This is a genomic window from Haladaptatus halobius, assembly GCF_020618475.1.
GTDB lineage: Archaea > Halobacteriota > Halobacteria > Halobacteriales > Haladaptataceae > Haladaptatus > Haladaptatus halobius.
The window spans coordinates 199,625-212,223 of sequence record NZ_CP085341.1; the positions used below are offsets into that span (position 1 = coordinate 199,625).

Consider the following 12,599-nt stretch of genomic DNA (forward strand, 5'->3'; position numbering starts at 1 on the left):
ACCCCTCGTTCGGAGTCGAAGCCTTACTGTAGAACGAGGGAAACGGATGAAATTGACAAGCAACTCCCGACAACAACCAATCCCATCTGACTTGGAGTTATTGAGATGGATAACATCCTTTTCGAGATCAGTTAGATATACATTATTTCGGATCTATATTTGTATTTGCTGTCGATGGACATTTATAAACGCTTTATAGTGAACTACAAATTACCATTCATATCAATAACAGATTTAAGAAGTGCCAGAGACACCCCTCATTCGGAGTCGATTTTTGTTCATGTATTATTGAGAGATACAAGAGAGGCTCTAAGAATATCTCCAAAAATGCAATTACAGCAATGCTTATTACAATCCAACGCATAAATTTCTCCAAGTAGAATTCAGCTCAATTGAGTATGAATGCGTGAATTCATCTCAAACTGGAAATTATACCTGTTCTGTTTGAACTTGATAACTACAAAAGCGTGATCTGAAGAGATGTAAATGTCTATCTGTACATCGCCTTCCGAGCTTTGACTTGAATTTCACTGTGTTATAGTCATCAATGGTTTCGACTCCGAATGAGGGGTGTCTGTCTCCAAAAAACTTAGTTCCCTATCATTAAGGAGTGTTGGTCGTAACACAAACGACCAAGCATATTACCGATACTGTCTTCCTCTGCTACACAGCGCTATCTAGCCAGTTTGTTGAATAGTGGGCACGAAGCAGAAAACAGTCAATTAATATTCTGGATCTGTGATGCGGAGCTTACCTTCAACCTTGTAGAGCCAGCCATAGTTGAGTAGGTGTTCGATCGCATACTGAACATCGGCTGGTTCGTCCAGGAACGCTTCATGCGCGAGCAGCAGTTCCTGTGCCCGTTCATGAGAGAACTCTACTTGGCGATCGGTGGTTTGAGAGACCAGGATTTCGTAGGCGTCTTCGATCCAGCCAGGCAGCGATCGTGGTTCATTCCTCCACATGGATGTTCACGCTCGTCTCGTCGGTGTGTGGTGATTTGTGCCAGAGACGTTTAAAGAGCCGTCCTCTGTCTGACGCATGGCTCACACTTGTCGATCACTTCAATGATCTCCTCAGTGGTTTGGCTGATCCGTCCGAGTCGATCCTGAATCTCCTCGGAGTCATCGTCCTGCCACGTCGCGAGGTAGAACACTGATCCACTCGTGTCCAACCCGACGTATCGACCGACGAAGTACGCAATTGCTTCCGCCTCGATTTCGCGTTTACCCGCTCACAATCATCGTCGACATCGAAGTGAAGCAGCGCGTGGGCGTACTCGTGGATGAGCGTCACGGCGAAATTGGGCTAACTTTCCCGCGCTTTCAACTCAACGACCGGCTGGCAGGCCATTGGACTGCGCTTGGTGCAGACGCCCTTTGCCTCGTCATGCTCCCAGTCGTCAGCGTCGACGGTACGAACGCCAACATTGAGGTCATCTGCCACATCGAGGAGCGCGGGCATGCGATCCGCGACGTCGCCCGTTACGTCGGTTCTCTCGAAAAAATATCACACCATGCCTGCCCAGTGACGGAGTTCGATTCGATCACGCACTTCGCGGGCTGTCGCGAGGGCCGCCAATCCTGGGTAGTCCGTCTCGAGAGCTGCATATATAAACGCCGAGAAAAGGGTGTCATTCGACGTCTGGCGCTGCTGCAGATACGATTGGTGTTTCTGTGCCAATTCCTCAAGCTGCCGCTCGATACTCCTCAGTCGATCGCTTCGATCAGTAAATGAGTAGTGACCTCGTTCAATTGCAGCTAATTCGGCACCGATGTCCCCAAGAGAACGTTCCAGATCTCTAAGTTGCCGTCGTTCCACTGTAAGTACATCTAGCGTTCGTTGGCGGGTTTCGATGACTTCCTCACTTGTACGTCGGAGTTGATTCCACATGAATGGCGACCATGTTGCTGACCCACCTGTGAGGCCGACTGCTACATCGACTCCGAATTCATCTGCCATACTCTCGAGAGTGGTCTCTTCACCGTATGCGTCTTCCCAGTGGCCAACTGCCAAAATCGTCTCACGATAGGCGGTTTGAACCGCTTCCTGTGGCGCGTGTGCAGACGGAGACTGAGAGTGAAACGTGTCTTTCAGTGTTCCGCCGTCTGTTTGATAGGAGTGTGACGGAATCTCGGTGAGTCGATCGAGAAACGCCTCAAAGGCCTCGATTTCGGCCTTGAGTTGGGATTCCTCTTTCGCAAGATGCCTCTGCGCTCTCGGAAGTGACGTATGGTCGACTAACTGTTTTCTTCCCTGTGCCATTGATACACACTGACATTCAAAAGGGGGAGTGTACTATACATTATTGGCCATGAAACACTAGCAAATTATATTCTATGATTAATTTCATAGTTTATACGAAAAAGAATACTATGGTATCCCCATGAACCGCCCTAGAGTCAAAAGACCTGAGCACTCTCTGCGACTATTGTGGAATTCGATTGGCGAACAGCAGTACATGCATCACAGACTGAACCGGACAAGCTGGCCTATCCTGTGGTGAACGCTCTCATACGTTTATAGAGACGGATCACCATCGGTAACTCATGGTCGAGATTCCCGAGAACTTGCAATGTCTCTATAGCGGGACTGTGACACGATCCGACGACGAGTATGTGATCGAAATTCCAGCCGCCGAAATCAAAACCGGAACGATACTACCTGGTGAAACGGTTCGCGTCGCGACTTGCCCACAGAGAGACGCCACTACTCCGACAAGCTGTCAAGCGTCTCATCCAGAACCGCCTGTTTCAGAGGGCGAACAGCGAAACGTCACCATTGAGGATATCGGAGCTGAAGGTGATGGCATTGCGTATCTAGACCGTGGTTACGTTCTCTTTGTCCCAGAGACAGAGCCTAGTGAGACGGTGGATGTCGAAATCGATCGTGTTATGCAACGGTTTGCTGTTGCAAGCGTTCTTGATGACAAAGAGTAGCGACCAATACAGGTGATCACTTTGTCTTCTCCGGTGTCATCGTACCACTATCGATCGACAGGGTGATATGCTGGCAGTCGTTAACTCTTCCAGTTACGAATGACTGAAACCGATACTGGAAGCAAGAAAACTGACCGCTTGCGCGAGATTTTCATGGACGTCGCTGACGATCCCACAGTCACTGAAGCACAAGAAGAGTCGCCTGGCATACTTCAGGATACGTCCGCTGTCGATGAAACACTCAGTGACATCATTCGAGAGATGAAAGCAACCTATGAATTCCAAACATCGCTTTCGACCACTGAGTTAGTGCAGCTTGTCCGGCTCTTCTTTGATGAGTACTCAGATACAGCGATCGCACGCAAGCTAGGGGATGCAAGTCGAGATAAAACTGTTGCACGCGCTCGTATTCATCTGCAACTCTTCCGCGACACAGATTTCGATAGTCCCTTTGACCTTGATCGACTCCGTGATTTGCTCCGCGAAGATATCACACTGGCGGACATTGCGGAGACGCTTGATGTGAGCCCGAGTACCGTGCGGAAATATCGGATGCTCCTCGACGCTGAGCATGCTGCCGACGCGGTCGATCATCGCTATCGTCGTCGATTTGAAGCGGCGCTTGCTGCGCCAGAGCAGGACGAACCCATCCGTAACTCATTTGAAGATGGGCTCGATGATGCGATTGATGCATCACTTGGTGACAACTGATCCGTCAGGGATCGAGGATGTGAAATCTTTGGATGTAATCCTGCCCTTTCCCCCATCTACTATTTCTGTTTGATCGTAAGCGCTATGTGTGAGTAACTCTCACAGGGTGATGCCGTGGTATTGCTCTGTGAATACCCCGGTTCAGGACTGTACGCCTGTCTGTAATATCGTGGAGCAGACGCTATCCCGGCGTCTGCTTTCCATGGCCTCGAATTTGGATATCAAATTTCATTGCTCTGAACGCGGAGTAGTCGCGCAGCAAGCTGGTCTTGCTCGTGTTCGAAGCCGAATCCTTACGCTCTTCGCTCCCAAAGGAGGCATACAGCCAGCAATGACCGACGACAGGCGATCACTCTCACCCCTAACGTATGAAGCGTATGACGCACTCACGGCGGTGTTTGACCAGGACGAGACATTCACCCGTGAGCAGGCCTATACCAGTCTGAGCGAGCAGGATATCGATCAGGTGACGGCTGACGACCTACTCCAAATGTTGTTAGATCGAGGCTACCTCTACGAAGTCGAGGGAGAGTTGCGGATTACGGGCGAGTAGGTGATCACGATTCGTCCACATGATTCGTCTCATCGACTAGCACGACGTCTCTTTCTCATTGCTAGACTCACAATTACAGGTTTCGGTTTGCTGAGCAGCTCACCACAGATAGGCGTGTTCGTTTTGACTTGTTACAGTGACACTTATCGAGCACTGGCTGACCTACTGATATCTATGTTCTCCATTCGAGCGTCCAAGAACGATGGTCTCAAATGGTGAATCGCCACTTACACTACTCGCACAAGAAGCGCTCAACTCACTCGCGACAGCAGTTCCGAATGAGAGGGGAGCTCACCTCTGAGCAGGCGTATGCAACTCTCGTGGAGGAAGAAGACCTTGAGCGGTTTGCTGCCGAGGATATTCTTGAACGGCTGCACATGAGAGTACATGTGTACGAGGTTGATGGTCACTTCCGTCTCACGGGCTTCTTGACCACACATCTAAATGGAGAACACAGGCAACCTGACTGGCGCCGTTGATCGGCGTATGTGGGTTACTACAATCAGAATTTGTGTTTCCGGAATGAGTTTTATGCTCCCAATCAATAGTTGAGACGCGCTCTCACAATCCCAGCACGGACACCCTGCCTGACGCCATCACTCTATCATTGGTGCCGTGACTGGCTGTGAGAGTACCAACCATTGGCTTTCCTCTTTGCCCAGCGATCGTCAACCACTATCGGTTTTCATTCCAGTATCTGCAGACATCGCATAAAATTACTCACCTCTAATCTTCGAGTTCCAAACTCGTCCACTGGCGCTTTTCATCATCGAAGCGACTGATCTCCGTCAGTAGTAGACGGGAGTCGACTACCCCTCCGGATGGACGCTTTACACTCCAGCTTTCATTGCAGTGACTTTCTTGTTGATATCGTCGATCTGCTCATCAAGGTTCTCGATAAACGAGATTGTCTGGGCAGTTGTCACTGCACCCTGTTTCGATGGGTCGATCAGGTACTCTTCCTCCAGTTTTCGGAGTGAATAGCGCACTTCGTGATGAGCAAATCCCGTTTCGTTCGACATTTTCACAATCCCGATCGGTTCGCGGTCAACAACCATCAGGAACACCTCTAGGTGCCGTTCGAGCATGTCCACTTCTTTCTCCACACGGTCGATCATACGTGGTATCACGCAGCACGGTGTGTTAACCTTTCTAATTCCGTCAGTGGTTCTCTCTCGATAACTAGAGCAACGACTTAAAGCAGGACGTACCAACTATCGTCGTGCTTCCAGTGGTTCGTAAATGAGAATGGTCTTGGTACTACGGACGACGATGAGATACTCCTCAATCGTGAATCGCACCTCAACGTCACTCTTCTTCTCTGAACTGGCTACGATAAGACCCTCGAGCGCGTCCGGGTTGACATGCTCGTACAAGCGCAGGGAGGTCTGGCCACCGGGTGGCTCGATGACATCAACAACTGCCTCAACAACAGACAGTACCGGTGAGCAGTTCGGCTCGATTGAATATGAGGCTGTCAACGCGTACTGTGGTGGTGGGCTCGGCCCAGAGTGTTCTGTGTCGTTCCTAAACCAACTGGTCGTTTCGCTGGCTATTGGTTCACTCTGCATAGTTGCTGTTATGCCTCGATCAAGTTGAGTAATAGTTGCTTACGACAGGATTTACTTGATATAGATCAGTGCTCCGGATCAGTAATACGGAGCTTGTCTTCGACCTCATAGAGCCAGCCGTAGTTGAGTAGATGTTCGATCGCATGCTGTGCGTCGGCTGGCTCGTCCGGAAACCCCTCGTGGGCGAGTAGCAGATCATGCGCCCGCCCGTAGGAGAATTCTGTTTGGCGATCGGTGGTCTGAGCCACCAGAATCTCGTAGGCGTCTTCGATCCAATCGGGCAGCGTCCGCGATTTATTCCTCCACATGGGCGTTCACGCACGTCGGTGCGTGATGATTTGTGCCAGGTTCACTTAAAGCGCCGGAGATCGCATGACGTACGACCGCTATCCGCCAATGAGCTACCACCGATACTCACGTGGACGTCGACGATCGTGGGGTCGGCGAATAGAGAGGAGTACTCAGGTGACCTGGTCACCGAATACGACTGATAGAGCTTTGCGTACGTTCAGGATGTTATCTTTTCGCCAATGAGGTTTGTGGACTCTAGACTGGTTAACGCGTAGTGGGCGGTTTGGGATGAGAGCATCGTTCGTTCGCAGAGCTGCTGGTAGGTGAACCGGTTCCTCGTGGTCGAGTATGGTATAGACGAGCTTCGCATTCAGTGGCAGTTCAAGTAGCCGTTTGAACTGGGTTTCCGGGTCAGTTTCAGCAGCGGTGTCCGTGATAAAAGTGATTACTGATACTGGGCATCCATAGGTCTCTTGCTTGGACAGCGGGAAATCAGTAGCCCTTCATCCGACGCGGAATCCCGGTGAGTCACACCACTTGGGAAATCACATTCGCCTGGAGAACGTCAACTGATCTGCTCAGTCTTGCCGAGTTGAAGACGGAGTCACTGGTTTTCGTGACCGAATTGCGGACACCCCCTCTTCCCTCGTTTCCACCGTATCCGTCGGTTCCGTGAACACATTCCGTGACTTCCCTGCCAATTCGACCACTCGTGTTCGGTATGATCTCTACCACGGTTCGACGGGTACCACGAGCGATCATTGTCAATAGAATCGTCCCTAGATGCGTTCTCCTCTGCATTCGTGCCAGCGAATGCTGTATAGTAACGCAGGGATGGTGACGATCCGTCGGCGCATGCTGTATTGCTACACACTGGTGATGGACTGTCGATTCACCTGACATCTTGTGTGGGAAGATGACATCTGAGATGATCTGACGCGACCGTTTAGCGCCAATTTACAAATCGAACACGGGGTGTGTCCGCAGCGTACGGTCGGGGCTGATGGCTGGCGGTCACATACCGTTATCGAGTTGGTCACGACCAGTCGTCACCTCCTTAAAAGCCACCAACACACCAGCGTGTCCGCTGAAAAACCGTCCAACAAGATACTGATTTTCACTTGAAACCTGGTGTGTAGAAACAGTGATTCAAGCAATACCGTAAGAGTGGGCACGCTCGGATTCGAATCCAAGTTTCCTGGACGAGTGGAAGGCGTTATTGATGGACAACAGCATGCCAAGTGGACTCACATTCTCGGTATCTGGATCGCATTCCGGGTGTTCTGCCAGACTGAAGTCCAAGTTCTCTGTCACCACCTTATCTCATCCTCATGCTCTCACGCGGCATCGTACAGCATCGGCACTGAACCGCTCACTCTCGCCACCGCCCACGATACTAATTGTGGCTACTGGTGCGACTCCAGGGAACGACACGAGGGAGTTCCGATACCGGTTGGAACGCAGGAACTGTCCGACTCACTCGCTGGTAGTAAACTGTATGCCTGGAACGACGAGCGCCCGGAGTGAAGCGATGGAAGCGAGTCACACGCCTGAACCAGTCAGCATTGAGCGACGCGATGGACGGCCGGAAAACCGAGCAAGGCGAGCCGGAAAGCGAACGGATGTCCTCACCCGTGACAAATTGGTGTCGACACGAGCGACACACCCCTCGTTTTGAGTGAAGTAGTTGATATATTTTGATGCGGCATGAGATCCATCTCACTGAATGGCTAGGCCGCGAGAGGAAACGAACTGCTCCGAGTATCCGCCAGGTAGAGCCAGAAGAAGAGGGCTGAAAGAAGACAATAAATTGATGTCTGTGGCTCACTGCACTCCTTACATCGCAGCACTCGTCTCCTCGACTACGAACCGTCTGCATAATTCAGTCGATATGCGGATCGAACGAGACAAAACGAGGTCTGCTTTGGTGAACGTTCTTATATGTTTATAGAGGTGGATTATAATCGATATTCTATGGTTGAGATCCCCGAGAAGATGCACTGCCTCTATAGCGGGACGGTAACACGAGCCGCCGACGAGCACGTCATCGAAGTCCCTGCCGTTGAAATCGAAACTGGGGCAGTTCCACCCGATGGAACAGTTCGTGTCGTGATTCTGCCTCAGTGAGACGCTGGTTCCTCGCCACCACGCCAATCGTCCCATTCAGCGCCGCCCGTTTCAGAGGGGAACGGCGAGAGGTCACCATCGAGGATATTGGCTCCAAGGGTGATGGCATTGCGTATCTCGATCGGGGCTATATCCTGTTTGTCCCAGAGACGGAACTTGATGAGACAGTGTTTGTTGAATTTGAGCGTGTCATGCAACGGTTCGCTGTCGCTGCTGTTCTCGAAGATTGATAATATGCCGCAGTTTCTTCGGTGTGTATTCTCCTCATTGTTCTGAAGATAATTTTCGTACGAATCACATTTTAGTTTTCTAAGCGATTACTCTGAATTAAAGGCTGCCAGTTGTTCTTGATACCGATTTCGGATTGTGACTTCAGTAACGTGAGCTATTTCTGCCACTTCTGGTTGCGTACATTTCTCGTTACACAGGAGTGACGCTGCATAGATTGCTGCGGCAGCAAACCCAGTTGGTGACTTTCCCGAGTGAAGGCCTTGTTCGAGTGTCACTTCGAGGATTTCGAGTGCTTGATTTTCAACTGCAGTACTCGTCTCAAGCTCTGAGCAAAACCGTGGAATAAATTGTTTCGGGTTCGTTGGCTCGATTTCCAATGTCAGCTCGTGCGCGATATACCGATAGGTGCGGCCAAGTTCTTTCTCCCCGATTCGCGATACAGTGAGCATCTCATCGAGGCTCCGTGGGATGCCGTCCTGTCGACACGCAGCATACAAACAACTCGTTGCCACTCCTTCGATAGAGCGGCCGCGAATCAAATCTTCTGCCAGTGCGCGCCGATAGATCACACTCGCAATTTCTCGGGTTGTCTCTGGCAGATTCAAGGCACTGGCCATCCGATCGATTTCGCTCAGTGCAAACTGAAGATTCCGTTCACTTGCATCTTTTGTGCGAATCCGTTGCTGCCAAGTGCGAAGCCGATGGAATTGTTTCCGCTTTCGCTCCGAGAGCGTTCGTCCATAGACATCTTTGTTCTGCCAATCGATCGTCGTTGTCAACCCTCGATCGTGCATTCGGTGGGTGAGCGGTGCACCCACGCGCGATTTAGAGTCTTTTTCAGTTTGTGTGAATGCTCGCCACTCGGGGCCCCGATCGAGATGGGAATCATCGAGGACCAGCCCGCAGTTTTGACAAACCAATTCGCCTTGATCGGCACTCTGAATGAGTTTTTCAGACGTGCATTCTGGACATTGATCGTGCTCTTTCTGTTGGCTTGTCTCATCGGCCGTTTGTTGTTGTTTCCGTTGCCGTATTGATGTCATACATCTTTCTTCTGAGTTTCTCACTTGAATGTACGGATAATCTCAGTATGTTGCCGGAGTCGCACGGTAGCTCGAAATAACGTCACTAACTATCAATGTCATACTGATTCAACCCAACCCTCAGAGATTCGTTCGCGCTTGCAACCACTGCACACGTCGACGCATCGCTCTGGTCGGTGGGGATAATGGCTATGATAATATCTCCACGGTTTCGATTGAGCGGTTTCGCAATGGGTCGGCGTAGCTGACTTCGTGGCGAGTTGGTTCTCCCGTATTTGGTTGGCCATTCTAGGTTAGTATTTGATACTAGCCGACAGGTACTCGGTACGTCGTGAATTCATTTTCATCTAGAATGGCTTGTATTATTGTGGACGAATACCTGCACCTGGCGAGAGAACCAGCTTGTGAGCCAGCGTTTTGTTTCACTTTTGCTCTGGTTGGCTGAGCTCTTTCTCCATCGAATACCAAGCGTGGAATGCAGTCAACGTACCCCAGTAGGCGGTATGAGCGCTCGTACTCATCGTACTCCATCTCTCCACGCTATGTGCTCATTCCTCTGTCACAACGGATCATACAGCATCGCGAATACCCTCCGTCCCGAGGGTTTACTTATTGCGGACTCGAATCCAGCAGTACTGATGGTCTATAATGGAGAATCGCCGCTCACCCCACTTGCACAAGAAGCACTTGACGCACTTACGGCGGCAGTCCCGAGCGAGGGCGAGTTCACCTACGAAGAAGCATATGCAGTTCTCGCGGAGGAAGAAGACCTTGAGCGCCCCGCCGCCGAGGATATCATCGAACGACTCTACATGGAAGGACATCTGTACGAAGTCGAAGGGAAGCTTCGATTCACTGGCTCCTAATCAAAAACTTAACAAAAAGAATTAATACAGTGATAAGGATAATCGATCGACGTATATGAGTTACTACAACCAGATTTTGTGCCTTCGCAATGCATTTTAGCCTTCCACCCGATTGTTTAGATGCACTCTCACAACCACCAGCACGGTACACTGTCTGACGCCATCACTCCGACAGTGTCGCCGTGACTGGCTGTGAGAGTTCCCACCATTGGTTGATGGTGACTGTCTATTCAAATCGATTACTTTGTGATGGCCATCTCTGACGATTGCAGTTTGTAAATCGAGTCTCCATGCTGTAGAGGGACTCAGAATAGTGGTGCCAATCGCGAAAAAATTCCGCTCTCAGCGCCATGAAACGGCAACGTCATCATTGAGTACTGCAGTTGCTCAACTAGTGACCGACGCTAGTTGGTTCCGCGACAACACACAGCTCGTGTTACCGAAAGGTAGGCTGGCTGATTACCGCAACGATCTTGAACGTCAGTTCATGATTACCATCATCGACGAACAGGACACAGTTCGTCTGATCGGCAGTCCTGTCGTCATCATCGATGTACGCAACTGGCTCACTGCGAAAGGGATTGTTATCGACTGATTCCCGCTGTGCCTTCTCTTTCGAGAATCACTTCTGTGAAAAGTGGCTGTGTGTCGAAGTAATGGATTTCGTTCGAAGTACTTGTCCTGGTTAGCCGTGCGCTATTCGCCATCGAGACAGGCTGTGAGCCATATCTGGTGCTGTTCGAGTAGCTCGTATCCTGCGTCCGCTAACTTGTACTCATTGGTTCGCTTATCGCGTTGACTCTTTTCGACATAGCCTGCTTCAACGAGTGTATTGAGATTGGGATACAGCTGGCCATGGTTGACTTCCTGTTCATACACATCTTCCAAGGCGCGTTTAATCGCGAGTCCATACGCGGGCCCGTCACGGGCGAGTATCGCAAGTGCATCGCGTTGAAACCCGGTGAGATCACTAAACTCTGCTGCTAGTGTGGATTTCTCTGTTGTCTTAGCCATTAGACTCTCTTCTGTTTCCATCTGAATGAATCTTTTCAATTCGATTTCTCTATCCTAATCTTTCCGTATGGAACTCACTCGCTACTCACAGTCCTCTAACCTATGAATATTTAACTTTATACTGGACTTGTTCTTGCACCGTGATAATCGGTAACTATTGTATGTGCCTATTTGTGAGTTAATATCTTGTTTCACTTCCGCTCTGGTTGGGTGAACTCTTTACCTATCGCCTTCGAAGAGGTAACTGCAGTCGTCGTAATCCAGTATACGGCGTGGACCTGTGCCCCTACCCCATCCTCCCACGCCGTGTGCTCCCCTTGTAACATCACGACCAACACAGAGACAAGCGTGTGCTTTGCCCCGAGGATTTACATCAGTAGTACGTGTATTTGATCATATCGATGATTTCGAATCGGCGACCGCCACTCACACCACTTGCGCAAGAAGCGCTCGACGCACTCATGAGTGCAGTTCCGAACGACGGGGAACTCACCTATGAGTACGCCTACGATGTCTTGGCACAGGAAGAAGATCTGAATCAGCCTGCTGCCGAGGATATCATCGAACGACTCTACATGCGTGGCCATGTCTATGAAGTCGAAGGGAAGCTCCGGCTGACCGACTACTGATTGATCGGCTACTGGCGACTCTTATGGCCTGTTTATCCGTCGCTTCAGCCAGTGACCTCACATGGTGATACGAGTCAATCGACATATGTGTGTGATCCACATGGTTTTCGTCATGTGCGAATATCATGTCCCTTCGCGTCTGAAGCGTCGCTTCTATCATCTTTTCTCAGGTTGGCACTTGACAGCCCATCCCTGCCACTTGACCCACTTGACACGGTGGTGTCTCCTCTCATCTGCGGGTACCACCTTCACAATGTCTTCGCTGCAAAACCAGTGAGAAGCACTCGGGTAGGCTCAAACCCTGGGAAAAGAACCGTTACCCTACCTTAGTCCAGAGTCATTCGCTCTCTCGACGTCGGCTAAAGGTAGTGAATCCCCCGATCAGCGGGTTCCCTTTCTTCAAGCTGTGCATCGACTAGTTTCACTACGTCACCAATCCGTCGTCCTGCTTGCTGAATATAGAGGATCCCTGTGTGCTCCAGCCCCTCACCTTCAACCAGGGATAAGAAGTCATCGTCGAACGTCAGCAAGAGCCAGTCATTCGACACGGCATACGCTAATTACTCACGATCTGGATTCCTCAGCGTACCTTCATCACGCGCCGTCCGCACTGTCCACCCTCAA

At 50.5% G+C, this 12,599-nt stretch carries 17 protein-coding genes and 1 pseudogene; 9 read left to right on the plus strand and 9 right to left on the minus strand.

Annotation, left to right across the window (positions count from 1 at the left end; genetic code table 11):
* Window positions 1-722: 722 nt before the first annotated feature.
* From LIW51_RS36940 to LIW51_RS36950, 3 genes and pseudogenes are all read right to left on the minus strand, one after another.
* Window positions 723-965 (minus strand): hypothetical protein, encoded by a 243-nt coding sequence (locus LIW51_RS36940; RefSeq protein WP_227380600.1) that lies wholly within the window; start codon window positions 963-965, stop codon window positions 723-725.
* A 50-nt stretch (window positions 966-1,015) separates the two neighbouring features.
* A pseudogene (locus LIW51_RS36945) lies at window positions 1,016-1,494 on the minus strand (ImmA/IrrE family metallo-endopeptidase); the annotation flags it as partial.
* 15 nt (window positions 1,495-1,509) lie between these two features.
* Window positions 1,510-2,265, minus strand: coding sequence for a DUF7260 family protein (locus LIW51_RS36950; RefSeq protein WP_227380601.1), 756 nt, complete (start codon window positions 2,263-2,265; stop codon window positions 1,510-1,512).
* 284 nt (window positions 2,266-2,549) lie between these two features.
* Here LIW51_RS36950 and LIW51_RS36955 point away from each other — a divergent pair, with 284 nt between their 5' ends.
* The 4 genes from LIW51_RS36955 (at window position 2,550) to LIW51_RS36970 (ending at window position 4,682) form a co-directional block, all read left to right on the plus strand.
* On the plus strand, window positions 2,550-2,939 hold the full coding sequence (locus LIW51_RS36955; protein ID WP_227380602.1) for a TRAM domain-containing protein: 390 nt from the start codon (window positions 2,550-2,552) through the stop codon (window positions 2,937-2,939).
* A gap of 99 nt (window positions 2,940-3,038) precedes the next feature.
* The gene (locus tag LIW51_RS36960) at window positions 3,039-3,650 is read left to right on the plus strand and encodes a hypothetical protein (RefSeq protein WP_227380603.1); all 612 of its coding nucleotides are present in this window, start codon (window positions 3,039-3,041) and stop codon (window positions 3,648-3,650) included.
* Window positions 3,651-3,981: 331 nt separating this feature from the next.
* Window positions 3,982-4,203, plus strand: coding sequence for a hypothetical protein (locus LIW51_RS36965; protein WP_227380604.1), 222 nt, complete (start codon window positions 3,982-3,984; stop codon window positions 4,201-4,203).
* A gap of 278 nt (window positions 4,204-4,481) precedes the next feature.
* Window positions 4,482-4,682 (plus strand): hypothetical protein, encoded by a 201-nt coding sequence (locus tag LIW51_RS36970; protein WP_227380605.1) that lies wholly within the window; start codon window positions 4,482-4,484, stop codon window positions 4,680-4,682.
* 351 nt (window positions 4,683-5,033) lie between these two features.
* On the opposite strand, the gene LIW51_RS36975 is transcribed toward LIW51_RS36970, so the two are convergent.
* From LIW51_RS36975 to LIW51_RS36985, 3 genes are all read right to left on the minus strand, one after another.
* Complete coding sequence (locus LIW51_RS36975) at window positions 5,034-5,321, minus strand: hypothetical protein (protein WP_227380606.1); 288 nt, start codon at window positions 5,319-5,321, stop codon at window positions 5,034-5,036.
* A 96-nt stretch (window positions 5,322-5,417) separates the two neighbouring features.
* Window positions 5,418-5,774, minus strand: a complete 357-nt coding sequence (locus LIW51_RS36980; protein WP_227380607.1) for a HalOD1 output domain-containing protein — start codon at window positions 5,772-5,774, stop codon at window positions 5,418-5,420.
* Window positions 5,775-5,839: 65 nt separating this feature from the next.
* Window positions 5,840-6,082, minus strand: a complete 243-nt coding sequence (locus tag LIW51_RS36985) for a hypothetical protein (protein ID WP_227380608.1) — start codon at window positions 6,080-6,082, stop codon at window positions 5,840-5,842.
* Window positions 6,083-8,039: 1,957 nt separating this feature from the next.
* Here LIW51_RS36985 and LIW51_RS36990 point away from each other — a divergent pair.
* Both LIW51_RS36990 and LIW51_RS36995 read left to right on the plus strand, forming a co-directional pair.
* Window positions 8,040-8,192: a hypothetical protein gene (locus LIW51_RS36990; RefSeq protein WP_227380609.1), complete on the plus strand. Its 153-nt coding sequence runs from the start codon at window positions 8,040-8,042 to the stop codon at window positions 8,190-8,192.
* Entirely contained in the window at window positions 8,189-8,422 is a 234-nt protein-coding gene (locus tag LIW51_RS36995; RefSeq protein WP_227380610.1) for a TRAM domain-containing protein, read from the plus strand. Before LIW51_RS36990 ends, LIW51_RS36995 begins: the two co-directional genes overlap by 4 nt.
* A gap of 87 nt (window positions 8,423-8,509) precedes the next feature.
* On the opposite strand, the gene LIW51_RS37000 is transcribed toward LIW51_RS36995, so the two are convergent.
* Window positions 8,510-9,466: a transcription initiation factor IIB gene (locus tag LIW51_RS37000; RefSeq protein ID WP_227380611.1), complete on the minus strand. Its 957-nt coding sequence runs from the start codon at window positions 9,464-9,466 to the stop codon at window positions 8,510-8,512.
* A 638-nt stretch (window positions 9,467-10,104) separates the two neighbouring features.
* On the opposite strand from LIW51_RS37000, the gene LIW51_RS37005 reads away from it, so the two are divergent.
* Together LIW51_RS37005 and LIW51_RS37010 are read left to right on the plus strand one after the other, a co-directional pair.
* Window positions 10,105-10,332 carry a hypothetical protein gene (locus LIW51_RS37005; RefSeq protein ID WP_227380612.1) on the plus strand — a complete coding sequence of 76 codons (228 nt, stop codon included), beginning with the start codon at window positions 10,105-10,107 and terminating at the stop codon, window positions 10,330-10,332.
* A 316-nt stretch (window positions 10,333-10,648) separates the two neighbouring features.
* Window positions 10,649-10,927: a VNG_1110C family protein gene (locus tag LIW51_RS37010; RefSeq protein ID WP_227380613.1), complete on the plus strand. Its 279-nt coding sequence runs from the start codon at window positions 10,649-10,651 to the stop codon at window positions 10,925-10,927.
* Window positions 10,928-11,028: 101 nt separating this feature from the next.
* Here the strand turns inward: LIW51_RS37010 and LIW51_RS37015 are convergent, their stop codons facing one another.
* Window positions 11,029-11,346: a PadR family transcriptional regulator gene (locus tag LIW51_RS37015; protein WP_227380614.1), complete on the minus strand. Its 318-nt coding sequence runs from the start codon at window positions 11,344-11,346 to the stop codon at window positions 11,029-11,031.
* A gap of 401 nt (window positions 11,347-11,747) precedes the next feature.
* On the opposite strand from LIW51_RS37015, the gene LIW51_RS37020 reads away from it, so the two are divergent.
* Window positions 11,748-11,975 (plus strand): hypothetical protein, encoded by a 228-nt coding sequence (locus LIW51_RS37020; protein WP_227380615.1) that lies wholly within the window; start codon window positions 11,748-11,750, stop codon window positions 11,973-11,975.
* A 359-nt stretch (window positions 11,976-12,334) separates the two neighbouring features.
* Here the strand turns inward: LIW51_RS37020 and LIW51_RS39785 are convergent, their stop codons facing one another.
* Window positions 12,335-12,523 carry a hypothetical protein gene (locus LIW51_RS39785; RefSeq protein WP_368411918.1) on the minus strand — a complete coding sequence of 63 codons (189 nt, stop codon included), beginning with the start codon at window positions 12,521-12,523 and terminating at the stop codon, window positions 12,335-12,337.
* Window positions 12,524-12,599 lie beyond the last annotated feature (76 nt).

Coding starts and splice junctions, on each gene's coding strand:
- LIW51_RS36940 (WP_227380600.1), bottom strand. CDS start 965: ATGTGGAGGAATGAACCACGATCGCTGCCTGGCTGGATCGAAGACGCC.
- LIW51_RS36950 (WP_227380601.1), bottom strand. CDS start 2,265: ATGGCACAGGGAAGAAAACAGTTAGTCGACCATACGTCACTTCCGAGA.
- LIW51_RS36955 (WP_227380602.1), top strand. CDS start 2,550: ATGGTCGAGATTCCCGAGAACTTGCAATGTCTCTATAGCGGGACTGTG.
- LIW51_RS36960 (WP_227380603.1), top strand. CDS start 3,039: ATGACTGAAACCGATACTGGAAGCAAGAAAACTGACCGCTTGCGCGAG.
- LIW51_RS36965 (WP_227380604.1), top strand. CDS start 3,982: ATGACCGACGACAGGCGATCACTCTCACCCCTAACGTATGAAGCGTAT.
- LIW51_RS36970 (WP_227380605.1), top strand. CDS start 4,482: ATGAGAGGGGAGCTCACCTCTGAGCAGGCGTATGCAACTCTCGTGGAG.
- LIW51_RS36975 (WP_227380606.1), bottom strand. CDS start 5,321: ATGATCGACCGTGTGGAGAAAGAAGTGGACATGCTCGAACGGCACCTA.
- LIW51_RS36980 (WP_227380607.1), bottom strand. CDS start 5,774: ATGCAGAGTGAACCAATAGCCAGCGAAACGACCAGTTGGTTTAGGAAC.
- LIW51_RS36985 (WP_227380608.1), bottom strand. CDS start 6,082: ATGTGGAGGAATAAATCGCGGACGCTGCCCGATTGGATCGAAGACGCC.
- LIW51_RS36990 (WP_227380609.1), top strand. CDS start 8,040: ATGGTTGAGATCCCCGAGAAGATGCACTGCCTCTATAGCGGGACGGTA.
- LIW51_RS37000 (WP_227380611.1), bottom strand. CDS start 9,466: ATGACATCAATACGGCAACGGAAACAACAACAAACGGCCGATGAGACA.
- LIW51_RS37005 (WP_227380612.1), top strand. CDS start 10,105: ATGGTCTATAATGGAGAATCGCCGCTCACCCCACTTGCACAAGAAGCA.
- LIW51_RS37015 (WP_227380614.1), bottom strand. CDS start 11,346: ATGGCTAAGACAACAGAGAAATCCACACTAGCAGCAGAGTTTAGTGAT.
- LIW51_RS37020 (WP_227380615.1), top strand. CDS start 11,748: ATGATTTCGAATCGGCGACCGCCACTCACACCACTTGCGCAAGAAGCG.